Raw genomic sequence first — 25,392 nt, 5'->3', positions numbered from 1 at the left:
GGTCTTAATTAAGATGCTGAAACAAGTTCAGCATGACGCAACTGAGGGAAACATTTATGGGTTATCGTATCGTAGTTGCGGGCGCGACGGGAAATGTTGGCCGCGAAGTCGTGAACATCCTCGCCGAGCGTGAATTCCCCGCAGACGAAGTAGCCGTACTGGCGTCTTCACGCAGCCAAGGTATCGAAATCGAATATGGCGACACCGGCAAAATGCTGAAGGTCCAGAATATCGAGAATTTCGACTGGGCCGGTTGGGACATGGCGATTTTCGCGATTGGCTCCGACGCAACCAAGAAATTCGCGCCTATTGCGGCTGCGGCCGGATGCGTGGTGATCGACAACAGCTCGCTTCACCGGATGGACCCGGACATTCCCTTGATCGTTCCGGAAGTGAACCCGGATGCGATTGACGGTTACAAGCGCAAGAATATCATCGCCAACCCCAATTGCTCGACCGCGCAGCTTGTGGTCGCGCTGAAGCCTTTGCACGATTATGCGAACATCACTCGCGTGGTGGTATCAACCTATCAGTCGGTGTCCGGTGCAGGCAAGGAAGGCATGGACGAACTGTTCGAACAGAGCCGCAATATCTTTGTCGGCGACAGCGCCGAGCCGAAGAAATTCACCAAGCAGATCGCGTTCAACGTCATTCCGCACATCGATAGCTTTCTGGAAGACGGCTATACCAAGGAAGAATGGAAGATGATGGTCGAGGTCAAGAAGATCCTCGATCCGAAGATCAAGCTGACTGCCACTTGCGTCCGAGTGCCTGTCTTTGTTGGACATAGCGAGGCCGTGAACATCGAATATGATCGTGAAATGTCGGCAGCCAAGGCAAAATCGATCTTGCGCGAAGCGCCCGGCATCATGCTGGTCGATAAGCAGGAAGATGGCGGCTATGCGACGCCAATCGAAGCCGCAGGCGACGATGCAACCTATATCAGCCGCGTTCGTGAAGACCCCACTGTCGATAACGGACTTGCCTTCTGGTGCGTGTCCGATAACCTTCGCAAGGGGGCGGCTTTGAATGCCGTGCAGATCGCTGAACTTTTGGGACGGCGGCATTTGAAGAAGGGGTAATTCCGGTCACCGTGCATGTTTGATTATAGCCATGCCATCGTCCGAAGCCCTGCTGCGTCTGTCGTGGCAGGGCTGCGGGCAGAGGATGGGCCGGACCCTGATTTTGAGGCGCTATGCGCCGAACATGCGGCTTATGTCCGGACGCTCGAGGGACTCGGGCTGCATGTGACGCAGCTTGCGGCATCGGAAGAGTTTCCCGATTCCATATTTGTGGAAGACCCTGCGCTGGTCTTTGGCGAAGGGGCCATAGTGCTCAACCTCGCGGCGCCAAGCCGGGCAGGGGAATCGGCTTTACTTTCGCCCGTCCTTGAAGATCGTTTTGAAACCGTTCTGCACATGCAGGGGCCGGGCCATGCCGACGGTGGGGATATATTGGTTCTTCGGGATCGCGTTCTGATCGGCCTGTCCAATCGTACGGATCGTGCAGGCGCGGAAGAACTGATTTCGCTTTTGGCGCGTCTGGGCAAAAGGGGCGAGATTGCTGAAACGCCGCCCGGCATTCTGCATTTCAAAACAGGGTGCAGCCTGATTGATGAAGAGACGGTATTTGCCCTCGCACCCATGGTGAATTCGCCTGCTTTTGCGGGCATGCGTGTGGTTGAGGTTCCTGCAGGCGAAGAGAAAGCTGCAAACAAACTGCGTATCCGTGACAGCATTTTGATGGGTGCGGAATTTCATAAAAGCCGCGCCATTGTGGAATCCTTTGGTATTCCGACCATCGGCTTGAGTGTCGAACAGATCGGCCGCATCGATGCGGGCCTGTCTTGCATGTCTTTGCGTTGGAGAGAGAAAATATGACACTGACCGCCGACCTGTTCTGGTCTTTTCGCAGCCCGTATAGTTATCTCGCCACGCGGCGCTATCGTGCTTTGACCGAAGAACATGATCTGATGGTTAACCTTCGGCCCGTCTATCCGCTGGCAATCCGTGAGCCGGCCTTTTTCGAACGCAATCATCCTAACTGGCTGCGCTATACCTTTACCGACATGTTCCGCGTGGCGCAGTTCCATGGCATTCCATTCGGACCACCAAAGCCTGATCCTATCGTCCAGAACGTCATCACGCGGGAGATCGCAGACGAACAACCCTATATCTTCCGCCTCACACGTTTGGGTCAGGCTGCAGCGCGGCGGGGGCAGAGCCTGCCCTTTTGTGACGAAGTGTCGCGGCTGATCTGGGGCGGTGCGGAGAATTGGCATGAGGGCGATCATCTCGCCGGCGCGGCGACACGCGCTGGACTGGAACTCGCCGAGCTGGATGCCGAAGCTGTGGAAGACGCCGAAGCACTCGACGCAGAAATCGCCTCCAATCAGGCTGCTCTCGAAGCCGCTGGCCATTGGGGCGTGCCCACACTTGTCTTTGATGGCGAGCCCTTTTTCGGGCAGGACCGGATTGAAATGGCGGTCTGGCGGATGCAGCAAAAGGGTCTGGCGCCGCGCTGAATAACGCTGTTAATCTGCCATCGCCGGTTGCTGGCCCGGGGCCGGTTTTCCCGGTTTGAGCATAAAGATCAGCGGGCTCATCAATATGAGCAGGAACATCATTATCTTGAAGTCGTCCAGATAGGCGATCATCGCGGCCTGCCGATTAATTTCCAGGTTGATCAGTTGCAGACCCGCTTCGCCCAATGCACCCAGTCGATCAGTGGTCGACAGGTCTAGCGTAGGAATGGACGACGCGGTAATGTGCCCAGCCAAGTCCGCATGGCTCGTTTGCATGTTGCGCGCGAGCATCGTCGTCATGATCGAAATGCCGAAACTGCCCCCCAAACTGCGGAACAGGTAGAGCAAGGCCGAACCATCCGTACGCAGCCGCATGGGCAAGGTGGAAAAGGCAACGCCATTCAGTGGAATGAAGACAAAACCCATGCCGAAACCCTGCAACAGGCCGGTATAGACGATCAGGTGCCAATCCATGTTGAGCGACCATTTTGTCATTATCCACATCGATAAGGCAGTCATGACGAAACCGCTGAAAATGATGATCCGCGCATCCATCTTGCCGGTTAGGCGCGAAGCGATGAACATAGCCAGCAAAATGCCGACACCCCGTGGTGCCAACAAAACCCCGGTGTCATAAACACTATAACCGTACAGATTTTGGAGCATGGGCGGCAACAGGGCGAAAATTCCGAACATCATCATGCCGACGAGCAGCATCATGTTTAGCGCGATGAAAAAGTTCCGATCGCTGAGCAGTAGCCGTTCGAACATCGGTCTTTTGGTCGTCATTTGATGGACGGCAAAAATCCACAAGGCACCGATAACCACAAGCAGTTCGATGATGATTTCCCAGCTTTGCAGCCAGTCTTCCTGCTGACCTCGGTCCAGCAGCAGCTGAAGGGTTGCGAGGCCTATGGCCAACATGGCAAATCCGAACCTGTCCAGTTCACGCCGCACAACGGGGCGGGATGGCAAGAGCCACCACAATATAATCAGGGTCGGTATTCCGATTGGCAGGTTGATATAGAACACCCAGCGCCAGTTATAGCTTTCGGTCAGCCAGCCTCCCACCATCGGGCCCATGATCGGGGCAATCATGATACCCATGCCCCATATGGCCATTGCCCGGGGGGCTTCCGATGGCTTGTTAATGTCCAGCATGATGGTCTGGGACAGGGGGCCGATGAACGCAGCGCAAATCCCCTGGAAAACACGGAATATAACCATTTCCGTCAGGCCGGTTGCGATGCCGCAGAGCATTGACGCAAAAATGAAACCCGCCACCGCACCCAGAAACAAATTCCGGCTGCCAATCCGGTCGGACAGCCATCCGGTTATGGGCATGGCAACTGCACTGGCTACGATATAGCTCGTCAGGACCCAGGTGATCGTATCCATCGTGGCGCCAAGGCTGGTCTGCATATGCGGAATAGCGACATTGGCGATCGTGGAATCGAGAATTTGCACGATACTGGCGCCCATCACGGCAAGCGTGAGCAGCGCCTTGTTCTTGACCGGATAGGCCGCGACGTCGTCGGGATTATTGATCGGTGTCGATGCGGACATGTGCCGACAGCCCCGCGATCATTTTGCGCTTTGGTTTGTCGGTAATCATAATGCGAACCGGCACACGCTGCGTCACTTTCACCCAGTTGCCATTGGCATTTTGCGCGGGCAGAACGGAAAATTCGGATCCTGTTCCGGCGCCAATGCTGGAAACCTTGCCGCGTACTTTTAGTTCAGGATAAGCGTCGAAGGTGATTTCGGCAGGCTGTCCAACCCGCATTTTGGCAAGATCGGTTTCCTTGAAATTGGCTTCAATCCAGCTTCGGTCGCTGGCGACGATGGTGACGCCGGGCAGGCCCTGGACCATCATCTGGCCGACTTGCAATCGGTCTGCCTGGCTTATAATACCCGCGACAGGTGCACGGACAGTGGTGCGGGAAAGGTTGAGCATGGCTTGGTCACGCTGTGCCTGTCCGGCTTTAACGGCTGGATTGATACCGGGTGCTGCGGACCCCGTGGCAAGGGCGGCACGCGCTTTGGTGGCCTCGGCCTGCGCGGAGGCAACGCGGCTGCGCGCGTCGGACAGGGCATGCTCGGCCGCCTGCAAACGGGCGCGCGTCGTAAATCCGTCCTGCATCAGGGACGACTGGCGCTGATATTCTTTTTCGTAAAAGGCCACGTCTTCACGCGCACTGTCAATATCGACGCCGGTGGTCTGATAATCGGTTTGCAATGTCGTAACGCGGACCTGTGCCGCGGCGATGCTGGCGTCGGCTTGTTCTATCGCGATGCGATAGGGTTCCGGGTCGATGCGGAACAGTAAATCGCCTTCTTTAACCTGCTGGTTCTCGCGCACGGCGACCTCGACGATGCGGCCCCCGACTTCGGCAGAGATCGATATCTTGTCCTGCTGCACATAGGCATTGTCGGTGGATACATAATGGTCGTTGGCGATATAATAGCCCACGCCGCCTGCAATCAGAAGCAGCGGAACGGAGAGCATGAGCGCGAGCCGACCAAGGCGGCGCGGCTTCTTTTGTGTTTTGCTGCTGATGTCCATCTTGAGATCGGCTTCAGCCATGTGCCGTCTCCAGAGGTTTTCGCGTGAGATTGGTGCAGATGACGCCCAGCATCGACTGAAGTTCCGACTGCTGCGCGGCATCAAGGCCTGCCAGCGCATCCTCGAACAAGGCTAGCGCAGTTGGACGTAAGGTGGTGATCTTTTCCTCGCCCGCAGGCGTTAGGTGAAGGCGCCATGCCCTGCGGTCCTTGGGGTCCGCGCGACGTTCGACCAGGCCTGATTCCTGCAGCCGGTCGATCATCCGGCCCAGCGTGATCGGCTCCACATCCATCATGTCCGCCATGGTCACCTGGGTACAGCCGTCAAAGCGTCTCAGCAAGGCCAGCACTCGCCACTGGGGACGGGTGACGCCCAAGGCGCGGGCGCGCCCGTCAAAGGAACGCCGCATCAGGCGGGCCGCATCGCTTAGCAAAATGCCGATATCTTCACTCATGACATCAACATAATAGCTATGCTTATTATGTGCAAGCCTGATGGTATTGGGCCAGCAGAAAAATACCTTTTCTCCGACGGCCGGCCATGGCAACACTGCAGGTCAACAGTGTTGGAAAGGCCGGAATGACCGTTAGTTCAAACAGCTTCGAAAGCTTCAGCCAAGTTAACATTGCTTGGAAAGAAACCGGCGAAGGAAGGCCATTGCTCCTAATTCACGGCTATTTCAGCGAGGCAGATACCAACTGGATCAAATATGGCCACGCCGCCGCGCTTGCTGAGGCAGGCTATCGGGTAATCATGCCAGACCTGCGGGCCCACGGGCTTAGCGGTAAGCCTCATGATGCCGCATCTTATCCTCCGGATATCCTGGCCGATGATCAATTTGCTTTGCTCGAACATCTTGGGATCACCGATTATGATCTGGGTGGTTATTCATTGGGTGGCCGAACCGTGGCTCGGATGTTGGCCAGGGGGGCGACACCCGGTCGGGCGATCATTTCGGGGATGGGCCTTGAAGGATTGACGCAAACCGGAAAGCGTAGCGGGCATTTCAAACACGTCCTCGATAATCTTGGCCAGCACGAACGGGGTTCACCTGCCTTCATGGCGGAAGCTTTCCTGAAGACAACAGGTGGCGATCCTGTCGCCTTGCGACTGATCCTCGATAGCTTCGTCGACACCGATGAAGCGCAGTTACGCAGCTTTAACCTTCCGGTTGCTGTCATTTGCGGCGTGGAGGATCAGGACAATGGCTCGGCCGCCGATCTTGCGGCGCTACTCCCACAAGGAAAGCTGTTCGAAGTGCCCGGAAATCATATGAGCGCAGTCGTGAAGTCCGAACTGGGTGCAGCGATGGCCGCGGCTTTGAAGGGGCCTGTCTGGTGACCTTGCCACCCTTTGATATCCAACCCACGCTGATCGGAGAGAAGGTTAGCCTACGACCGCTTGCCGAAACAGATTTCGAGGAACTTTACGCCGTGGCCGCGGACCCGGAAATCTGGGCGATGCACCCCTATCGCGACCGATACAAACGCGAAGTGTTTGAAGGCTTTTTCGCGGAAGCCATGGCGTCGCAAGGCGCCTTCGCCATTGTCGATAAGGCAACCGGCAATATGATCGGGAGCAGCCGTTTTGCAAATTATGACGGGGCGGCGGGTGAAATTGAGATCGGCTGGACCTTCTTCGCCTGCAGCCACTGGCGCGGTGGCTTTAATCGGGACGCGAAAGCCCTGATGCTCCGGCATATTTTTCGACATGTTCGCACCGTTGTGTTTCAGATTGGCGCGCATAATCTGCGTTCACGTACCGCTGTCGAACGCCTCGGCGGAAGGTTCATCCGGGAATATAAGCGCGAATATCGGGGGCAGATTCAGGACTATGTGATGTATCATCTGACGGTAGAAGATGCGCGAAACGGAGCGTTGGCATTGGAGGGTATATGATGCGCGAAAGCAGATTGGAGCGGCATTTCTGGCGTTTTTGGCTAGGCGGATTGCTAATTCTCGCCGCGATGATCGCAATGAATCCTTGGTTCGCCAACGCGGTCTCGCCATGGGGTATCAGGGACCATCAAGCCGCTGCGACTGCTCTCCGTGTCGATGCAATTCAAGCAGCCTGGCAAACCGCCGGCGTTATGAATTTGGCACGCTTCGGCATGGCTCTCGATCTCGTGTATATCGGAGTATATTCTTACGGAGCCTATTGCGGTGGTCGCTTATTTGCCCGGTCTGACGGTGCTGCGCTGCGTCGTCTGGGATGGGTTATTGTTGGAGCTGCCGTTGTGGTAGGCTTTGCGGACTATCTCGAAACTATCTGCCAGTTCGTTCAGGCTGTGACTTTCAAAGGCGACGACAGGTTGGCCTCCATTGCCGCAACAGCGCAACCGATTAAATCAACTGCATTCCTAGTGACGTTCGTCGGTCTGCTAGTCGCGTTATTCCTTCGACGAAGGTCAAGGCGGGCCGCTTGACGGCAGCGTAAGAAAGTTCCAACATTCCGTCATAATATTTGCTGGGAACCTCATATGAAAAATTTAGTCTCGCTGGCTGCACTGGCGGTCGCTACCATTTCGATTCCATCGGTCGCATTCGCGCAAAGTGCGGACGTTGTTAGTGCGAACCCTTCGGTTGCTGAGGCAGAAGCCTTTTTGTCGCGCGCAGAAAAGGACCTATTTGACTTTTCGGTCGAAGGTGGTCGCGTAGCCTGGGTGAATAACACTTATATCACCGATGATACGGATGCGCTGGCAGCAAAATATGGAGAGATTGGTACTGAAAAATCGGTTCAATACGCGCTAGAAGCCGCGAAATACCAGAATGTCAGCGGCCTTTCGGCAGAAGCCAAGCGGAAGCTCGATATATTGCGCGGCGGCTTGGTTTTACCCGCACCGACAACGCCGGGCGCCGCAAAGGAACTGTCTGAAATCGCAACCAGGCTAAATTCTTCCTACGGCAAAGGGAAGGGAACGCTGAAAGGTCAGCCGATCAACGGGTCGGATATTGAGGCCGAAATGGGTACGAACCGCAATCCGGAAGAATTAAAGGAGATGTGGGTCAGTTGGCATGACAATGTCGGCGCGCCTATGAAGGCAGATTATGTCCGCATGGCTGAAATCGCCAATCAAGGCGCCCGTGAATTGGGCTTTGCCGACTTGGGCGCCATGTGGCGCTCGGGTTATGATATGCCCGCAGATGATTTTGCGAAACTCACCGACAAGCTGTGGCTGGAGGTAAAGCCGCTCTATGACGAACTGCACACTTATGTTCGTGCGCAGCTGAACAAGAAATATGGTGATGCGGTGCAGGGTAAGGCCGGTGCCATCCGCGCTGATCTGTTGGGCAACATGTGGGCGCAGGAATGGGGCGATATCTACGATATCGTCGCACCGGCCGGTTCCGGCGACATCGGCTATGATATCGGTGAACTGTTGAAAGCGAAAAAAGTTGATGAGATCGGCATGGTCAAAATTGGCGAAGGCTTTTTCTCGTCGCTCGGTTTCGCGCCGCTGCCCGAAACATTCTACGCCCGTTCACAATTCCTGAAACCTGCTGACCGTGAAGTCGTGTGCCATGCGTCGGCATGGAACATCACAAATGTAGATGATCTCCGCATCAAGATGTGCATCAAGATCAATAGTAATGATTTCGTCACGGTGCACCATGAACTCGGCCATAATTATTATCAACGTGCATATAATAAGCAGAGCTATTTACATCTAAATGGAGCCAATGACGGGTTTCATGAAGCAATTGGTGACGCAATTGCGCTTTCGATTACGCCGGATTATTTGGTTCAGATCGGTCTGCTTGATGCGTCGAAGGTGCCGAGTGCAGACAAGGACAACGGCCTGCTGTTGCGTCAAGCGATGGACAAAGTCGCTTTCCTTCCGTTTAGCGTTATTGTCGACAAGTGGCGTTGGGGTGTCTTTGCCGGGGATATCAAACCTGCCGATTATAACACTGCTTGGACGAAGCTGCGTACGCAATATCAAGGCATTGTGCCTCCCGTGGTGCGTGATGCGAATGCCTTTGATGCTGGCGCGAAATATCACGTGCCGGGAAATACGCCTTATACACGCTATTTCCTGGCGCGCATTTTGCAGTTCCAATTCTACAAAGCCGCTTGCGACACCGCCGGATGGAAGGGACCGCTGCACCGCTGTTCCTTTTATGGCAACAAAGAAGTCGGCAAGCGCCTGAACGCGATGCTGGAAATGGGTGCGTCGAAACCTTGGCCTGACGCACTCGAAGCGTTCACGGGCAGTCGCGAAATGTCAGGCAAGGCAATGCTCGAATATTTCGCCCCCTTGATGAAATGGCTCGAAACGCAGAATAAGGGAGCGAAAAAGGGTTGGTAAAAGAAAAGCGGCCCGCCTTTCTTCGGGCCGGCCGCTTTTCCTCTTTTGCTGGTTCACGGCAATTGGATCGTGCGGTCAGCGCTTTCGTAGTTTGCTTACTTTGCGGTCGGCTTGGACGTTGTCGTAGATTTTGGTGCAGGCGCTCGCTTGCTAGCAGTTGACGACTTTGAGGTCGTTGTGCTTGCACTTGGTTTTGGTGCTGCCTTCGGCTTGTTGGGCGCTTTCGCCGCTGGCGTTGCGGGCTTTTTAGCAGCCGGTTTCTTTGCTCCGGCGCTTTTTGTAGATGCCTTTTTGACGGATTTCGATTTCTGGGCGTCGTAGGCTTTTTTCCCAGCGACCGCCGCTACCGCTGCTGCTGCGACTACTGCGCCTGCGACGGCTGCAGTTTTACCCTGATTGGCTTTTACAGACTTCACTGCCCGAGTTGCCGCGTCACCGATGGTATCAGCCGCTGAGCGCGCACTGGCCGATGCGGAATCAGCGCTTGACTGGGCTGTGTCTTTTACTTTTTCAGCAAAACTGCGCAGCTTGGCTGCAGCTTTGTCCAATGCATCCGATGTTTTGCTTTTTTGTACCATCATCTTCTCCCTTGCGGCCTAGCATTGTTACATAACACGATCAATCGAGCTAAAGTTCCAGCCGGTCCCTAGCGGAAAGGAGGCTCGTTAAAGGCTCGGAGTTTGCGGCTATGCAGGCTGTTGCCCGCTTCGCGCAACAAGTCGCAAGTTTGAATGCCGATTTGGAGGTGTGCGGCAATCGCTTCTTCATAAAAGCGGTTCGCTTGCCCAGGCAACTTTATCTCGCCGTGCAAGGGCTTGTCGGAAACGCACAGCAGCGTGCCATAAGGAACACGGAAGCGGTATCCTTGAGCAGCAATTGTGGCCGATTCCATATCGATCGCGATAGCGCGACTCTGAGAAAAACGAAGCGCGGAAGCAGAATAACGCAATTCCCAATTGCGGTCGTCTGTTGTTACGACGGTACCAGTTCGCATCCTTCGCTTCAGATTGGCGCCACTTGTCCCTGACACATGTTCGGCGGCAACGGCAAGCGCTTGCTGGACTTCCGCGATCGGAGGTATGGGGATCTCAGGCGGTAAAACATCATCGAGAATGTGGTCATCGCGCAAATATGCGTGGGCGAGTACATAGTCCCCGATGCGTTGTGTTTCGCGTAAACCCCCGCAATGGCCAATCATCAACCAAGCCTCAGGCCGCATCACTGCCAAATGGTCGCAGATGGTTTTGGCGTTTGATGGACCAACACCAATATTCACAAGAGTGATACCGGTCCGGTCTGGTGCCATCAAATGATAAGCGGGCATCTGGTGACGCCGCCATGTGCTGTCGGCTACCAGTTGCGCGGCATTATCTGTTGCCTGATCGACATAAAGACCACCCGCACCGGAAAGAGCGGTATAGCGGCCGTTGCCCACCTGTGTGCATGCCCAACTGACGAATTCGTCCACATAGCGATGGTAGTTGGTAAAGAGGATGTAATTCTGCACATGCTCCGCCGGAGCGCCGGTATAATGGCGCAGGCGGGCAAGCGAAAAATCGGTGCGCAGCGCATCGAACAAGGCTAATGGCGAATTGTCACTGCCCTTAACGCGCAATAGACCGTCGGCAATCTCGTCACCGATGTCAGCTAGCTCGGTTGTAGGGAAATGGCGCGCCAGTTCATTGGGGCTGGTTGTGCCCAACTCCAAATCAGCGGAACCATCGAGTACATAGGGAAACGGTATTTCCTGACGGCTCCGACCGACTGCAATCTCTAATTCATACTGCTCGACAAGCAGGTCAAGCTGTTCTCCAACGTAATCGGCAAACATCTCCGGCTTGGTAAATGTGGTGCGGTATGTTCCAACCTTCTCTAATTTTCCGAAGGATAAGTTCGTGACCGTCTCCCGCTCTTTGCCGCGATAGGTAATCACAAGTTCGGGATAGCAGAAATCGCGGCGATCGCGCTCCTCTGCTGTGGGTGGTACGCCAGTCTTTAAATAGTGCGCAAGTGCATTTTGGAGGCGTTTAACCGAGGCATCGTACTCAGTTACAAGCTGCTGTATGAGTGTGTTTGAATCTTCGCTAGGCATAAGCACGCATCCACGAAATTTTGGATTTTCGCAACAAAAAAGGGAGGGTTGCCCCTCCCTAAGCTGTGTGTCGATTCATCGAACCCCATCCGGGTTCCTTCAAAATCTACTTAAAGTTGCCCGAGCATATGTTCGGCCGAACTGACGTTGAAGTCGCCTGGTGCTTCGACGTTAACTTGTTCCACGACGCCGTCGTTGACGACGAGCGAGAAGCGCTGCCCGCGCTTGCCCATCCCGAACGCTGTTCCATCCATTTCAAGGCCTAGCGCGGCGGCAAAATCGCCATTACCGTCCGCGAGCATTGTAATCGCCTCCGATCCGCCAGACTTATTCCATGCGCCAAGCACAAATGCATCATTCACTGCTGTGCAAGCGATTTCATCAATGCCCTTTGCTGCCAAATCGTCCGCTTTTTCTACAAAGCCCGGAAGATGGCGCGCGGAACAGGTCGGCGTGAAGGCGCCCGGTACCGAGAATAGCGCGATACGTCGGCCAGCGAAGTAATCGGCCGACTGGACCGGCTGTGGGCCGTCGGCGGTGGCCTTGACCAATTTAACATCGGGTATTTTGTCGCCAACTGAAATACTCATATTCATTCCTTTCGGGGGTAATTTTGATTCATTCTAATCCGTGACGACCATCCATGTGTCAAGCATGTCGAGGAGGGAAGGGGTATCCGACGTGTCACGTGAACCATTCGTTCCGAAAATTGTGCCATTTGGACGGAATTTTATCTCTCACAATTTTCAAGAAGATATGTGGTTTAACTTTGTTAACCCCACCCCTTAGCTGTTGATTCATCAGGATCGTCAATTCTTGCCTTGTTGAGCAAGCAAAGGGGTTGGGGAAATGATCAGCTTTTCGAAAAAATTGGCGTGCGTTGCAGTCATGGTTGCGTTGTCGTCGCAACCTGCACATGCGTGTTGGACCAATGCCGCGCAGGATGCTGCCAAAATCAAGCATCTCAACACTATGTTGATGGTAACTGCCTTGCGGTGCCGAAACACACCGGACAATTTCCTACCGCACTATAATCGTTTCGTGACAAAGCATAACAGCCTGATCGGGTCGCAAAATGCCGCGTTGAAAGGACATCTTGCCCAGACATACGGTGCCCGCGGTGCCGAAGGGGCCTTAGATCGGATGTCTATCGGATTTGCGAATAGTTATGGGAACGGCCATAAGACATTGAACTGTAAGCAACTAAAAGAACTTGCGGCAAAATTGTCTTCGGAATCCCACGGCGTCGTGACTATGGCGGCCGCTGCAGATTTAACGGTCGTCGGTCAATCTTGGAGCGGCCCGGTCTGTCCGGCACGGATTGCAACGCGCCCATAAATCGTCTGCCCAAACATATAAAGTAATCTTTATATTTGATTTCGTTGAAGGCCAAGGCTAAGGGCGGGGCCATTCTAAACCCTCCCGGAGATCAAGCCCGTGGCTTTCAACGATTATGTCATTGCCGATATCGGCGAGGCCGATTTTGGCCGTAAAGAAATCAACATTGCCGAAACCGAAATGCCCGGCCTCATGGCCCTGCGTGAAGAATTTGGTGCGTCTCAACCCTTGAAGGGTGCGCGGATCGTTGGATCGCTGCACATGACGATCCAGACAGCAGTTCTGATTGAAACCCTTGTAGCACTCGGCGCTGATGTGCGTTGGGCGACTTGCAACATCTTTTCGACGCAGGACCATGCTGCGGCTGCGATTGCTGCGCGCGAAATTCCCGTCTTCGCGGTAAAGGGTGAAAGCCTTGCCGATTATTGGGATTATGTTGGTCGTATTTTTGACTGGGGCGACGATACCACTGCGAATATCATTTTGGACGATGGTGGCGATGCAACCATGTTCGCGCTTTGGGGGGCGAAGCTGGAGCGGGGCGAGAGCTTTGGCGAACCAGAAAACGAAGAAGAAGTGGAATTCCAGCGTGCGCTGAAGGCTTTTGTTGCCGCAAAGCCCGGATATCTGACCGAGACGGTCCGCAACCTGAAGGGCGTGTCAGAAGAAACCACCACCGGCGTTCACCGCCTTTACGAAATTGCCAAGAAGGGCGAACTGCCTTTCCCGGCCATTAACGTCAATGACAGCGTGACGAAGTCGAAGTTCGACAATCTATATGGTTGCAAGGAATCGCTCGTCGACGCCATCCGTCGTGCCACCGACGTTATGTTGGCGGGTAAAGTTGCATGTGTTGCCGGTTTCGGTGATGTAGGCAAAGGCTCTGCCCAGTCGCTCCGGAATGGCGGCGCGCGCGTGATGGTTACCGAAGTTGACCCGATTTGTGCTTTGCAGGCGGCGATGGAGGGCTTTGAAGTCGTCACTATGGAAGAAGCTGTGACGCGGGCGGATATCTTTTGCACCGCGACAGGAAATGCGGACGTCATTACCGCCGAGCATATGATGAACATGAAACCGATGAGCATTGTATGCAACATCGGCCATTTCGACAGCGAAATCCAGATTGCGGCTTTATCCAATTATAACTGGACCGAAGTAAAGCCCGGAACCGACCTCGTTGAGTTTCCTGATGGCAAACAGATAATCGTGTTGGCAAAGGGTCGTCTCGTGAACCTCGGCTGTGCAACCGGGCATCCGAGCTTCGTGATGTCGTCGAGCTTTACCAACCAGGTCCTGGCGCAGATCGAGCTTTGGACCAACGGTGCAAGTTATAAGAACGAAGTCTATGTTCTGCCAAAGCACCTCGATGAAAAGGTGGCTATGCTGCACCTTGAAAAGCTGGGCGTTAAGCTGACGAAACTTACCGAAAAGCAGGCCAGTTATATTGGCGTGTCTACCGAGGGTCCCTTCAAGCCGGATCATTATCGATATTGATCCACATAAATCTGATATCAGAGGAGCCCGCTGCGGAAACGCAGCGGGTTTTTTTGTTGCGCCGCGTCGCCTTTCGGGCATTAGAAAGTCTGTGAAAGTGCAAAGGACAGCGAACTAATGACGGGCGAAGGCCTGCCAATTGCATTGATAGGCGTTTTGATGGCGCTGTGGCTTGTAGGAGCCACGGTCGCTATTTGGATCGGCTTTTCTCTGCGCAGGCGTTCGCAAAAAATATTGCGGCAGACCTCGCGACTGGCCCGGCTCCTCGAGACCGCACCGGCGTTCCCGGTCGTGGTAAAAGGGGACGGCCGGATCGAAGCGGCTGACCGATTTTCACGATTGATGGGTTTGTCTGGCCCCGCAGTGTCACTGACCGATCTTGGCGGACGGAGCGAAGGGGGATTGAGTAATTCGGATCTTTCTCGGCTTGAAGAAAAAGTCCGAGAAACGCAGAGGACGGGCAAAGATTTTGTTCTGCCCTTGGCGATCACGGGTTCGCCCCGCCGTTTGCTTGTTATGGGCGAGATCGCCGACACCGTAATCTATCCGAATGGCGCAGCGTTACTGTGGTTTTTCGACTCCACTGAAAGTCTGCGTGAATTGGAGGCGCGGACTGAGGAGTCCGAAAAGGCAAAAGCCGCCTTTTCTGCCTTGGCCGGTTTGATCGAATCCGCGCCTTTGCCGATGTGGCACCGCAGTCCGGATATGTCGCTGAACTTCGTGAATCAGGCTTATGTTGACGCTGTCGGTGCTTCGGACGGATTTCAGGTCGTGCAGGATGGCATTGAGCTTCTCGAACCGGAAAATGGCAAAACTGCAGCGTCTTTTGCCGCCGAAGCGATGCAGAGTGGCCTAAAGACAGAGCGAATTGTATCGGCAACTTTGGGTGCCGAACGACGGCAACTGCGCGTGTTCGACATCCCGCTCGGAACGGACGGTGCGTCAGGAGTTGCTGGGATGGCCATTGATGTTCAGGATCTGACCGCAGCGCGGACGGAGTTTCGCCAGTTGTCCGATGCGCAACGGCATCTGTTGAACATGATGTCGGCGGGTGTCGTGCAATTCGGTTCGGACTATTCGCTAATTTTTGCAAATCTTCCTTTTCAAAGGCTATTTGCTTTTCGCGACCAGTGGCTGACCGAAAAACCGGAGTTTGCACGGGTGCTTGATCGGATGCGTGAAAATGGCAAGCTCCCGGAAGTTCGTGATTTTCCGGCATGGCGTGGTGAGAGGGAAAATTGGTTTCGGAATCCCGAACCAAGCGAGGAAAACTGGCTGTTGCCTGACGGGACGCATTTGCGCGTATTGGCACAACCGGTACCCGATGGCGGGCTTTTGCTGATATTTGAGGACCGGACCGAACAGGCGCAGCTGGCGAGTGCGCGGGATATCTTGCTGCGGGTGCGGACGGCAACCTTTGACAATCTGTTTGAGGCGATCGCGGTATTTGCCGCCGATGGTCGTCTCAGCATCTGGAACCGCCTGTTTGCCGAAACATGGGGCTTGCCGGACGAGATATTGATCCGGCATCCGCGCCTTGACGAAATTCTGCCGTTGATGTCCAAGCACCTCAAGAAGCAATCGCAGATATCTATCATCGGTGAACTGGTCCGGATGACTACTGCCAATCGGGAGCAGCGTCGTAGCAAGGCCGTTTTTGCCGACGAGCGGATATTCCAGATTGCCACCATTCCGCTACCCGACGGCAATGCACTGTTTACGATGCTGGATATGTCCGACAGCCTGAAGATCGAGCAAGCGCTTCGGGATCGGAATGCGGCGCTGCAGGAGGCGGACGGTATCAAAGCCAAGTTCCTAGCCAATATGAGCTATGAGTTCCGGACGCCGCTTACCTCGATCAGCGGCTTTGCCGATCTTTTGAAAGCGGGCGTTGCCGGGGAGTTGAACGGGCAGGCGCTGGAATATGTCGATGCGATCCTGACTTCGGCTGAGCGGTTGTCGGAGCAGATCAATACGGTCCTTGATTACAGTCAGAGCGAAGCCGGAGCGATGCCGATTGCTAGGGAGAAAGTCGACGTTCGGACCCTACTTGTTAACTCGGCTGAAGCTAAGTCGGCTTTTGCCAGGGAGCGGGGGGTTGAATTGCATCTTCGGTTGGAGGAGGCAAAAGGGCTTTTTTCCTTGGATTCCAAGCGGATCGGGCAGGCGGTTGGGCAAATTCTTGATAATGCAATTCGTTATCATAAAGAGGGTGGCGAAGTACTCCTGTTCGCCCGCACGAGCAAGGACCTTCTCGAGATCATCGTCTCCGATAATGGCCCTGGCATCAGTGAGGAAAACCAGAAAATCGTCCAGGGCGATGGCAAGAAAGCGTTGCAGCTTTCCGACGATCCCATTTTGCAAGGGCTCGGCCTACCGCTCGCCAAGCAGTTGATCGAAACGCATCATGGCACGTTCCGGATCGAGTCCAAACCGGGCGAAGGTTCTACCATCATCATGACGATCCCGAGCCGATGATCCTGAAGACCGAAGAGGATATGCGCGCCTTTGGCCGGGAGTTGGCGGGGACGCTGCACGCGGGCGACTGGGTATCGATTGACGGTCCCTTGGGCGCCGGAAAAACAGTGCTGTGCGCCGGCATATTGCAAGGTCTGGGTTTCAGAGGCGAAGTCGCGAGCCCGTCCTATGCCATCGTGCATCAATATGAGCCCCCCGAAGTATCGATTGCCGTCGCCCATGCAGATTTGTATCGGTTGGACGGTGTCGCCGACCTGGAGGAACTCGGCCTTGCGGACGAACGGTCCGACCGGATCACCTTGGTGGAATGGGCGGGTCGGGCAGGCCCCGAATATACGGTGCCCACCCTCTCGATCGACATACAGCCTCAGCCGGACGGTTCGCGTACGGTACAGATGAAGACGGAAGAAAATGACGCAACAGATTGACCCTGTCATGCCCGCCGGGCTGGATGAATTTCTGCACCAGACAGGCTGGAGCGCCGCGCGCGTGTACCCGATGCCGGGCGATGCCTCGTTCCGCCGCTACTTCCGGGTGTCGCATGCCGACAAGGGGAAGGCCATTTTGATGGACGCCCCGCCGCCCCATGAAGACCCCAAGCCCTTTATCGATGTCGCCCAATATCTGACCGGTCAGGGATTTCGCGCGCCGATCATCTATGGGCATGACCTGAAACGCGGGTTCGTCTTGATAGAGGATTTCGGCGACCGGCGGATGCGCGAGCATTTGGACGAATGTCCGTCGGATGAAGCGAAAATATATAAGCAAGCCATCGACACGATCATTGCCCTGTCGAAAAGCACACGTGCCGACCTGCCGCCTTATGACGAAGCCGTCTATTTGCGCGAAGTGCGCCTGCTCGCGGAGTGGTATATGCCGGCCATGCGGCTCGATTTCGATCCGGCCGAATTTGACCGGATTTGGAGTGAAGCACTCGCACCGATTGCCAATGCTCATATGGTGACCGTCTTGCGCGATTATCACGCCGAAAATGTCATGCTCCTCGACGATGGCGATCAGGGCCTTATTGATTTTCAGGACGCCTTGATCGGACACCCCGCCTATGATCTGGTGTCGCTCTTGCAAGATGCACGGCGTGAGGTGTCCGCGGAACTGGAGGCGGAAATGCTGGATCATTATATTCAGACAGCCCATCCGGACGCCGATTTCCGCTATCATTATGCTCTCGTTGGTGCGCAGCGGAATACCAAGATCATCGGTATCTTCACGCGGTTGTGGAAGCGTGATGGGAAGGAGCGTTACCTCGACTTCTTGCCGCGCATGTGGACATTGCTCGAACGCGATCTGGATCATCCTGGGCTAGCGCCGCTGAAAAGCTGGTTCGACACATATATCCCGCAGGAAGTCCGCCGGATCGCCCCCAATATGCTGGCGCCGGAATGAGCCATCATGTGAACACCGCCATGATCATGGCGGCGGGCAAGGGGACCCGGATGATGCCGTTGACGGCAGACCGGCCCAAGCCGCTGGTTGCGGTCGCGGGCACCGCGTTGCTCGACCATGTGCTCGACCACCTGCGCGACGCAGGCGTCGGCCAGATTGTCATCAATGCCCATTATCGCGCGTCGCAGGTCGAAGACCATATGGCCGACCATGCCGCCGATTTTAAAGTCGCCATCTCGGACGAGCGCGATCTGCTGCTGGATACAGGTGGCGGGCTGGTGCGGGCACTGCCGTTCATTCCCGACGACCCTTTCATTTGCGTCAATGCCGACAATTGGTGGACTAATGACGGCGAAAACGCCTTCACCCGGTTGATGGCGGCATGGGATGACAGCGCTATGGATGTCCTCATGCTGCTGATCCCCTATGCAGAGGCAAATAACACCCAAGGGCAGGGCGACTTTGATCTTGATGTGGATGGACGCTTGTCCCGCCGGAAAGCCGACCAGCAGGCCGCTTATGTCTGGACCGGAATCCAGATGCTGTCCAAACGTCTCATTATCGATCCGCCGTCGGAAGTATTTTCCACCAATGTCTTTTGGGATCGCGCCATTGCTAGGGGGCGTTGCTATGGTTTGGTGCATGAGGGACTGTGGTTTGATGTCGGATATCCCGACGCAATCGCAGCAACCGAGGCTAAATTGATGAGCCATGCCCAGCGCTGAACCCGCACATCGGGCGACACGCGTCTTCACGGTTCCTCTCGGCTCGGATTTTTGCGACGCGACGGTCGGATTTGTTCTGGCGAACTGCGGCGATGATCCGCTTGGCATAACGCGGATGACGCTGCTGTTGCCGAACAACCGCGCGATCAAGGCGATGACCGAAGCCTTTGTGCGCACGGTTTCGCCGGGATTGCTGCTGCCGAAAATGGTGGCGATTGGTGACCTCGCACTGGACGAAGCATTGGGGCCAATTTTGGACCCGCTGTCGGACGATGATGTCGTATGGCCGGTTATCAGCCCTGCCAGCCGCATCCTGTTGTTGGCCGATCTGGTTGTAAAGAACCGTCCAACAGGGCAATCGGTCACCGCGGCAGAATCCCTGCGGCTTGCGCGCAAATTGGCGGAAATGATCGACGAGCTGGAAATCGAGCAGGTCGATTTTGAACGGCTCAAGTCCCTAGAGGCGGTAGCTGAACTGCCCGAACATTGGCTCAGCGCATACGGGCAGATCAGCGAAATTATCCCTGCCTACCGAACCGAGCTTGCCAATCGAAAGCTTCTGGGCCCTGCCGAACGCAGGAATATTTTGCTGGGCAGGCTCGAACAGCGTTTGCGCGAAAATCCGCCGTCTTCGCCCCTGATTGCCGCGGGGATAACAACATCGGCTATCGCGGTGTCCAATCTGTTGCGCCGTGTTGCCCGCCTTCCGAACGGGTCGGTGATCCTGCCAGGCGTTGACCTGAATATGCCTGAGGCAGATTGGGATGCGCTGCGTCCACCGAAGAGCGAGGATGGTGTTTCCAAGCCCCGTCGCAATGCCGAAGTGCATCCGCAATTCCATCTACGCCTGTTGCTTGATCGCATGGCGATTGCGCGGGACGAAGTTGCAACGATTTCATCCGGTGCAGCGCCCGCAATGGCCGACAGCATCACCGATATTTTCTGCGTTCCCGAACGAAGCACGCATTGGCGTGAACTTCCGCCCAACCGGAAAAAATTGGCGCATGTACGCCTGATCGAAGCCGACGATAGCGCGCAGGAAGCAAAAATCATTGCCGTCCATATTCGGCAAAGGCTCGAACACCCTGGACAACGCACGGCATTGATTACCCCCGATCGTGAAATTGCCGCACGGGTAACATCACAGCTGCGTCGCTGGGGCATTTCCGTCGATGACAGTGCGGGCAAGCCTTTGCTGCAGTCGCCCGAGGGGGCCTTGTTTCTGGGGCTGGCTAATGCCGTGGCACGACGTTTTGCGGCGACCGACATATTGGAGATCGCGAAGCATCCGCTTGTCCGAATGAAAATGGACCGTCTGGAATGGCTAAATCAGGCGCGCTCTCTCGATGCCCGTATGCGTGGGCCAAGTGTCGGCGTCGGCATTTTTGCTTTTGCGGATGAAATTGCCAAGGCGGCGGATGACGCGTTGAACCTGTGGTGGACGGACTATAGCGCTCAGCTCTCAGCGTTGGACGATGGTGCAAAGGGCGGGCTGGTCGCTGCGCTCGACGCCCTGAAGACGGTCGCCGACACGTTGACGGACGGCCAGATCTGGAAAGGTACCGCAGGCCGGGAGCTGGCGAGGGCCTTGGCCGAATTGGGTGAGTGCAACCTGTCCGCCATTCCCATGGACGATAGCAGCGCGTTGCCTGCAATCATAACCGAACTGCTTTCCGGTGCTGTCGTTCGTCCACCCTATGGTGGCCATCCACGGGTCGCCATATACGGTTTGCTGGAAGCCCGCTTGCAACAGGCGGATCTTGTCATCTGTGCAGGGTTGAACGAAACAGTCTGGCCGCAAATTGCGCAGCCGGATCCTTGGCTGGCATCTGCCATCCGTCGCCATTTGGGTCTGGCCACGCTCGATCGCAATGTCGGCCTTTCGGCGCACGATCTGGCGACCGCGCTCGGCGCAAAAGATGTGGTGCTCACGCGGGCACGCCGTGATCGTGGAGGGCCGGGCGTTGCATCGCGCTTCCTGCTTCGGATGCGTGCCTATCTTGGTGAGGCGTTGCAGCAAGATGCAACCACGCCGCAACTTGCCGCGCTATTAGACGATGCGCCTAAAAAGCTGGACTTCGCGCCCCGGCCCAAACCCATGCCCGCGGCGGAGCAGCGTCGCGTCCGCATTTCGGTGACCGATTTCGACCAGCTCAAGTCGGACCCCTATTCCTTTTACGCCAAGCGTGTTTTGCGGTTACGTCCTATGGACCCGGTTGATGCCGAACCCGACCATAAATGGCGCGGCATCCTTGTGCACGACATATTGGAAAAATGGTTTCGCGACGACAAATGCGCCCCGGAAAAGCTGGTCGCACGGGCGGAAGCTCTGCTGACCAATGGCGCGCTTGATCCCATCCTCCGGACGCTTTGGCAGCCCCGTATTGCGGACGGGCTGCGCTGGATTGCCGAACAAACGCAAAAGCTGCGCGACGAAGATGGTCGACAGCTGTTGATCGCCGAAGAAAAGGGATCGTTTGAACTGTCCGGCATCACCATTACCGGCCGCGCCGACCGTATCGATGCCGCCGCCGATGGCAGCCTGATCATCATGGACTATAAAACCGGCGGATCGCCCAAGCCGAAGCAGATCAATGCGGGCTTTGCGTTGCAGTTGGGGCTGATCGGTTTGATGGCCGAACGCGGCGCGATAAAGGGCGTACGCGGCGAGGCGCTGGGCTTCGAATATTGGAGTTTAGGCAAAGACCAGAAGCGTGGTGCCTTTGGATATATCGCCCATGCCACGGCAACGAAGGCTAGCGACAAAAAGAAGGCTGCCGATGAATTTGTGACCTTCATTGCGGGCCAGGCCGAAGAAGCGTTGAACATGTGGATATTGGGTGAAGCACCTTTCACGGCGAAACTGCACCCCGAATATTCCAACTATGCCGACTATGACCATTTGATGCGTCTTCAGGAATGGGACGGTCGCCAGTCGATTGCCGAGGCGGACGGGGCATGAGCGAAGACACGTCCCTTACGCCGCTCTATCCGCTCATCCCCGCGCAACTTGCTGCGGTGCAGCCGGAGGAGAATGTCTGGCTGAGCGCGTCGGCTGGCACCGGCAAAACGCAGGTTCTTACAGCACGCGTTATCCGGTTGCTGCTCGAAGAAGGCGTCGAGCCTGAAAATCTGTTGTGCATCACCTTTACCAAGGCGGGTGCAGCGGAAATGGCGGAACGTATCAACCAGCGGCTCGCCTCCTGGGTCCAGTTGGAAGATACCGCGCTGTTCAAAGATATGGAGGCGATCGGGGCCAAGTCGGGCCCGGAATACCGCCAGCGCGCCAGCGAATTATTCGCCAAAGTATTGGACGCGCCGGGTGGCGGTTTGCAGATTTTGACCATCCACAGTTTCTGCCAATCGCTTTTGGGAAGCTTTCCCGAAGAGGCGGGGCTGGTCCCGGGTTTTAAGCCGATCGAAGGAGCCGAGCAGCAGGCGCTTTTGCGCGAAGCGCTTGCCAGCATGGTCATCGCGGCTGAAGAGGCAGATGATCAGGACCTGATCCGCAGCCTGCAAAAGCTGAGCCTTGCCATGGGCGAAGAGGCGGCAGAGAAATTCCTCGCCAAATGTGCGGCGGTTCCCGATGTTATGGAGGGTATTCCCGATGGGGCGGGGGCTATTTCATGGGCACGGCGTGTGGCGGGGGTTGAGTTTGATGAGCCGTTAGACGAGTGGATCGCATCGGCGTTGTCCGATGGCGCGATAGACCGCAGTGCGTTAGAATCCGTCGTTGCGTTAAACAAAGTCTGGGGAACCGCGACTGGTTTGAAACGTGCTGCCACCATATCGGAGTGGCTTGAATCTGATGTGGCACAACGTGGTGCGACCCTTGAAAAGCTGCATTTCTGCTGGTGGAACAAGTCGAAAGACGAACCGCAGACACAAACAAAAGGTCAGGTTCCTCAAGTCGATGAGTATCCTGAATTAGCTCTCGACCTGGCAAACTGGACCAAACCGCTGTTGGAGACTCTGACACGCGCTGACTATGCCGAACGTCTCGCCAGCGCCTTGCTCGTCGGGAAGAGGCTGGCCCAATTTTACACACACGCCAAGCATGCGCGGGGTGTGATCGACTTTGACGATATGATCCGGCGTACGGCCGCGCTGCTCAACAGCGGCGCGATGGCCCAATGGGTTCGGTTCAAGCTGGATAAGCAGATCGACCATATTCTCGTCGACGAAGCGCAAGATACAAATAAGGCGCAATGGGACATTGTGGCCGCGCTCGCGTCGGACTTTTTCAGCGGCTTTGGCCAGAATGCCGATAGCATCCGGACCATATTCTCGGTCGGCGATTTCAAGCAAGCCATTTACGGTTTTCAAGGCACCGCGCCCGAACGCTACGAAGAGGCAGGGAATAAATTCGGCGAGGATATAAAAGGTGCAGGGGGCGAACTTGCCCGCCTGACCCTGTCGCAAAGTTTCCGGTCAACGACACCGGTTCTGCAATTCGTCAATGCGCTGATCGACGAAGCAGGGCATGCGAATTTCGGTATCTTGGACCCAGTCCCCGACCATTATAGTCGCATGCCGGCCGAGGTCGGGATGGTCGAACTCCTCGCACCTGTATCGCCGAAGTCCGCTGACGAGGAGGGGGATGATGACGAGGAAAGCTGGGTCCCCAATCAAAAGCGCGACCTTGCCGAAAGGCTGGCGGATTATGCGAAGGAACTGATCGACCAGAAGCCGTGGCTTGCGACGCAGAAGCGGCCGTTGGAGCCTAGGGATATCATGTTCCTCCTGCGCAGCCGCGGCGATGTGGCCTCGCTGCTTGTCGCGCAATTGCATGAGCGTCGGGTTCCGGTCGCCGGTGTAGACCGCCTGCGGCTCGCTCAGCCCTTGGTGGTGCAGGACCTGCTTGCGGTTATCCGCTTCGTGCTGCAGCCGCTCGACGACCTCAGCCTTGCGTGCATCATGGTGTCGCCGATCATCGGCTGGACGCAGGAAAAGTTGCTCGAATATGGCTACCGGGGGGAGCGCAAGGTCAGCCTGTGGCAGCATCTGCGGGGGCAGGAGGCAATTGCCGATGAACTGGAGCCGCTGCGCGCCATGCTGGATGCGGCGGATTTTGTGACCGTCTATGATTTCCTCGAACAGATCCTGTCCGGCTCCATCGGTGCGCGCCGGAAGTTTGTGGCGCGGCTGGGGACCGAGGCGTTGGTGCCGATGGAGGAAATGCTGAACACTGCGCTGCTGTTCCAGCAACAGCAGGGCGGCGGGCTACAGAGTTTTCTGCATTGGTTCGAAAAGGGCGAGAATATCATCAAGCGCGAAGGCGAGGGTGGTGCGAACGAGGTGCGGGTGATGACGGTGCATGGCTCCAAGGGGCTGCAGGCACCGGTCGTCATACTGGCCGACGCCACCTCCGATCCACGTAAGAAGCCCGACCGGACGTCGGCGTTGGTCATGGATGAAGGCAAGAATGTGCCGCTGCTCGCCATCCGAAGCGCTGAAAAATCCGGGCGGTTGCAGGAGATTGTGGAGCTGCAGGAAACCCGCGAACTGGAAGAGCACCGCCGCCTCCTCTACGTCGCCGTCACCCGCGCCGAGGAGCGGTTGATCATGGGCGGGGCGTTGAGCGGACAGAATAAGGGCGTTCCCCCGGCGGACAGCTGGTTCGCGATGATGGAAAGCGCGATGCGCGCCCTTGGCCATGAATGGGAGGATAACGCGCGCTGGGGCCAGGTCATGCGGCATGTGGGTGAAGATGGCGTCTCGGCCGCGCCGCCCGCCACCCGCGATCAAAGCGCAAAGGACGACCCCGCGCCGCTGGAAGCACCTGCTTGGCTCTTCACCGCAGCTCCGCAGGAATCCCGCCCGCCAAGGCCTCTGGTGCCCTCACGGCTTGAGGATGACGACTATGGCGACGCCCCGCCCAGCCTCGCGATGCAGGCGGCGGCGGCGCGGGGGAAATTGTTGCACGCGCTGTTCGAACGGATAACGGACGAGGCGTCCCTAGATGCTGCGGCGAAATGGCTGGACATCACGGTGCGCGACGCAGCCATCGACAAGCGCCAAATCCTCGAAGCGGTGACAGCTGTTGTTCGCAACCCCGAATGGGCGGATTTCTTCAAACCCGAAGCGCAAGCAGAGGTGCCCTTGGCGGCGCTGGTCGGCGAAACGGTGATTACAGGCCGGATCGACCGTATGATCGTCGAACCCGGACGCGTGCGCATTATCGACTTCAAGACCGGCCGCTCTGTCCCCGAAGATGCGCAGGGCGTTATCACACCGTATCTGCGGCAAATGGCGCACTATGTCGCCGCATTGGAGACGATATTCCCGGATTCCTCGGTGGAGGCATCACTGCTCTTCACCCACGCCCCGCGCCTGGTCCGCTTGCCGGATGCCGTTTTGCAGCCCCACAAACCTGCCTCTACCGTTTAAAAGCAATTCTATCGCGCCGCTGCCTTGTCAGTCCGCCCTGCAACGCATAGATTGCGGGTCAACAAAGGA

The 25,392-nt window shown here is 56.3% G+C and carries 21 protein-coding genes; 15 read left to right on the top strand and 6 right to left on the bottom strand.

Annotation, left to right across the window (positions count from 1 at the left end; genetic code table 11):
* Positions 1 to 56 precede the first annotated feature (56 nt).
* From EUU25_RS05220 to EUU25_RS05210, 3 genes are read left to right on the top strand one after another with little or no spacing between them, the layout of a single operon-like run.
* A complete protein-coding gene (locus tag EUU25_RS05220; RefSeq protein ID WP_158898929.1) occupies positions 57 to 1,082 on the top strand; it encodes an aspartate-semialdehyde dehydrogenase in 1,026 nt (341 codons plus the stop codon).
* A gap of 15 nt (positions 1,083 to 1,097) precedes the next feature.
* A complete protein-coding gene (locus EUU25_RS05215; RefSeq protein WP_158898927.1) occupies positions 1,098 to 1,880 on the top strand; it encodes a dimethylarginine dimethylaminohydrolase family protein in 783 nt (260 codons plus the stop codon).
* Positions 1,877 to 2,524 (top strand): 2-hydroxychromene-2-carboxylate isomerase, encoded by a 648-nt coding sequence (locus EUU25_RS05210; protein WP_158898925.1) that lies wholly within the window; start codon positions 1,877 to 1,879, stop codon positions 2,522 to 2,524. Before EUU25_RS05215 ends, EUU25_RS05210 begins: the two co-directional genes overlap by 4 nt.
* Before the next feature lie 9 nt (positions 2,525 to 2,533).
* Here EUU25_RS05210 and EUU25_RS05205 read toward each other — a convergent pair whose 3' ends face one another.
* From EUU25_RS05205 to EUU25_RS05195, 3 genes are read right to left on the bottom strand one after another with little or no spacing between them, the layout of a single operon-like run.
* On the bottom strand, positions 2,534 to 4,090 hold the full coding sequence (locus tag EUU25_RS05205; RefSeq protein WP_158898923.1) for a DHA2 family efflux MFS transporter permease subunit: 1,557 nt from the start codon (positions 4,088 to 4,090) through the stop codon (positions 2,534 to 2,536).
* The gene (locus tag EUU25_RS05200; RefSeq protein ID WP_246162920.1) at positions 4,065 to 5,111 is read right to left on the bottom strand and encodes an HlyD family secretion protein; all 1,047 of its coding nucleotides are present in this window, start codon (positions 5,109 to 5,111) and stop codon (positions 4,065 to 4,067) included. Before EUU25_RS05200 ends, EUU25_RS05205 begins: the two co-directional genes overlap by 26 nt.
* Positions 5,104 to 5,544 carry a MarR family winged helix-turn-helix transcriptional regulator gene (locus tag EUU25_RS05195; protein WP_158898921.1) on the bottom strand — a complete coding sequence of 147 codons (441 nt, stop codon included), beginning with the start codon at positions 5,542 to 5,544 and terminating at the stop codon, positions 5,104 to 5,106. Before EUU25_RS05195 ends, EUU25_RS05200 begins: the two co-directional genes overlap by 8 nt.
* A gap of 125 nt (positions 5,545 to 5,669) precedes the next feature.
* Here EUU25_RS05195 and EUU25_RS05190 point away from each other — a divergent pair, with 125 nt between their 5' ends.
* Genes EUU25_RS05190 through EUU25_RS05175 form a run of 4 tightly spaced genes read left to right on the top strand, consistent with a single transcriptional unit; the run spans position 5,670 to position 9,402 of the window.
* Positions 5,670 to 6,431: an alpha/beta fold hydrolase gene (locus tag EUU25_RS05190; protein ID WP_158898919.1), complete on the top strand. Its 762-nt coding sequence runs from the start codon at positions 5,670 to 5,672 to the stop codon at positions 6,429 to 6,431.
* Positions 6,428 to 6,988 carry a GNAT family N-acetyltransferase gene (locus EUU25_RS05185; RefSeq protein WP_158898917.1) on the top strand — a complete coding sequence of 187 codons (561 nt, stop codon included), beginning with the start codon at positions 6,428 to 6,430 and terminating at the stop codon, positions 6,986 to 6,988. The genes EUU25_RS05190 and EUU25_RS05185 overlap by 4 nt, the downstream gene beginning before the upstream one ends.
* Positions 6,985 to 7,515: a hypothetical protein gene (locus EUU25_RS05180; protein ID WP_158898915.1), complete on the top strand. Its 531-nt coding sequence runs from the start codon at positions 6,985 to 6,987 to the stop codon at positions 7,513 to 7,515. Before EUU25_RS05185 ends, EUU25_RS05180 begins: the two co-directional genes overlap by 4 nt.
* Before the next feature lie 54 nt (positions 7,516 to 7,569).
* Complete coding sequence (locus tag EUU25_RS05175) at positions 7,570 to 9,402, top strand: M2 family metallopeptidase (protein WP_158898913.1); 1,833 nt, start codon at positions 7,570 to 7,572, stop codon at positions 9,400 to 9,402.
* A 95-nt stretch (positions 9,403 to 9,497) separates the two neighbouring features.
* Here the strand turns inward: EUU25_RS05175 and EUU25_RS05170 are convergent, their stop codons facing one another.
* The 3 genes from EUU25_RS05170 to EUU25_RS05160 form a co-directional block, all read right to left on the bottom strand.
* Positions 9,498 to 9,983 carry a hypothetical protein gene (locus tag EUU25_RS05170; protein WP_158898911.1) on the bottom strand — a complete coding sequence of 162 codons (486 nt, stop codon included), beginning with the start codon at positions 9,981 to 9,983 and terminating at the stop codon, positions 9,498 to 9,500.
* 65 nt (positions 9,984 to 10,048) lie between these two features.
* Positions 10,049 to 11,494, bottom strand: coding sequence for an AMP nucleosidase (locus tag EUU25_RS05165; protein WP_158898909.1), 1,446 nt, complete (start codon positions 11,492 to 11,494; stop codon positions 10,049 to 10,051).
* A gap of 110 nt (positions 11,495 to 11,604) precedes the next feature.
* Positions 11,605 to 12,084 (bottom strand): peroxiredoxin, encoded by a 480-nt coding sequence (locus EUU25_RS05160; protein ID WP_158898907.1) that lies wholly within the window; start codon positions 12,082 to 12,084, stop codon positions 11,605 to 11,607.
* 259 nt (positions 12,085 to 12,343) lie between these two features.
* On the opposite strand from EUU25_RS05160, the gene EUU25_RS05155 reads away from it, so the two are divergent.
* The 8 genes from EUU25_RS05155 (at position 12,344) to addA (ending at position 25,323) form a co-directional block, all read left to right on the top strand.
* Positions 12,344 to 12,832, top strand: a complete 489-nt coding sequence (locus tag EUU25_RS05155; RefSeq protein ID WP_158898905.1) for an S-adenosyl-L-homocysteine hydrolase — start codon at positions 12,344 to 12,346, stop codon at positions 12,830 to 12,832.
* Positions 12,833 to 12,931: 99 nt separating this feature from the next.
* The gene (ahcY, locus tag EUU25_RS05150; protein WP_187351293.1) at positions 12,932 to 14,326 is read left to right on the top strand and encodes an adenosylhomocysteinase; all 1,395 of its coding nucleotides are present in this window, start codon (positions 12,932 to 12,934) and stop codon (positions 14,324 to 14,326) included.
* 117 nt (positions 14,327 to 14,443) lie between these two features.
* Entirely contained in the window at positions 14,444 to 16,804 is a 2,361-nt protein-coding gene (locus EUU25_RS05145) for a PAS domain-containing sensor histidine kinase (RefSeq protein WP_158898903.1), read from the top strand.
* A complete protein-coding gene (gene tsaE / locus EUU25_RS05140; RefSeq protein WP_158898901.1) occupies positions 16,801 to 17,232 on the top strand; it encodes a tRNA (adenosine(37)-N6)-threonylcarbamoyltransferase complex ATPase subunit type 1 TsaE in 432 nt (143 codons plus the stop codon). The genes EUU25_RS05145 and tsaE overlap by 4 nt, the downstream gene beginning before the upstream one ends.
* Positions 17,216 to 18,208 carry an aminoglycoside phosphotransferase family protein gene (locus tag EUU25_RS05135; protein WP_158898899.1) on the top strand — a complete coding sequence of 331 codons (993 nt, stop codon included), beginning with the start codon at positions 17,216 to 17,218 and terminating at the stop codon, positions 18,206 to 18,208. The genes tsaE and EUU25_RS05135 overlap by 17 nt, the downstream gene beginning before the upstream one ends.
* The gene (locus tag EUU25_RS05130) at positions 18,205 to 18,933 is read left to right on the top strand and encodes a nucleotidyltransferase family protein (RefSeq protein ID WP_158898897.1); all 729 of its coding nucleotides are present in this window, start codon (positions 18,205 to 18,207) and stop codon (positions 18,931 to 18,933) included. Before EUU25_RS05135 ends, EUU25_RS05130 begins: the two co-directional genes overlap by 4 nt.
* On the top strand, positions 18,920 to 21,895 hold the full coding sequence (locus EUU25_RS05125) for a PD-(D/E)XK nuclease family protein (RefSeq protein ID WP_158898895.1): 2,976 nt from the start codon (positions 18,920 to 18,922) through the stop codon (positions 21,893 to 21,895). Before EUU25_RS05130 ends, EUU25_RS05125 begins: the two co-directional genes overlap by 14 nt.
* A complete protein-coding gene (gene addA / locus EUU25_RS05120) occupies positions 21,892 to 25,323 on the top strand; it encodes a double-strand break repair helicase AddA (RefSeq protein WP_158898893.1) in 3,432 nt (1,143 codons plus the stop codon). Before EUU25_RS05125 ends, addA begins: the two co-directional genes overlap by 4 nt.
* Positions 25,324 to 25,392: the final 69 nt, after the last annotated feature.

It is taken from the genome of Sphingorhabdus lacus (genome assembly GCF_009768975.1).
Classification (GTDB): Bacteria; Pseudomonadota; Alphaproteobacteria; order Sphingomonadales; family Sphingomonadaceae; genus Sphingorhabdus_B; species Sphingorhabdus_B lacus.
The sequence above is the reverse complement of the archived record's forward strand: the minus strand, read 5'-3'. Positions and strand labels throughout refer to the sequence as shown.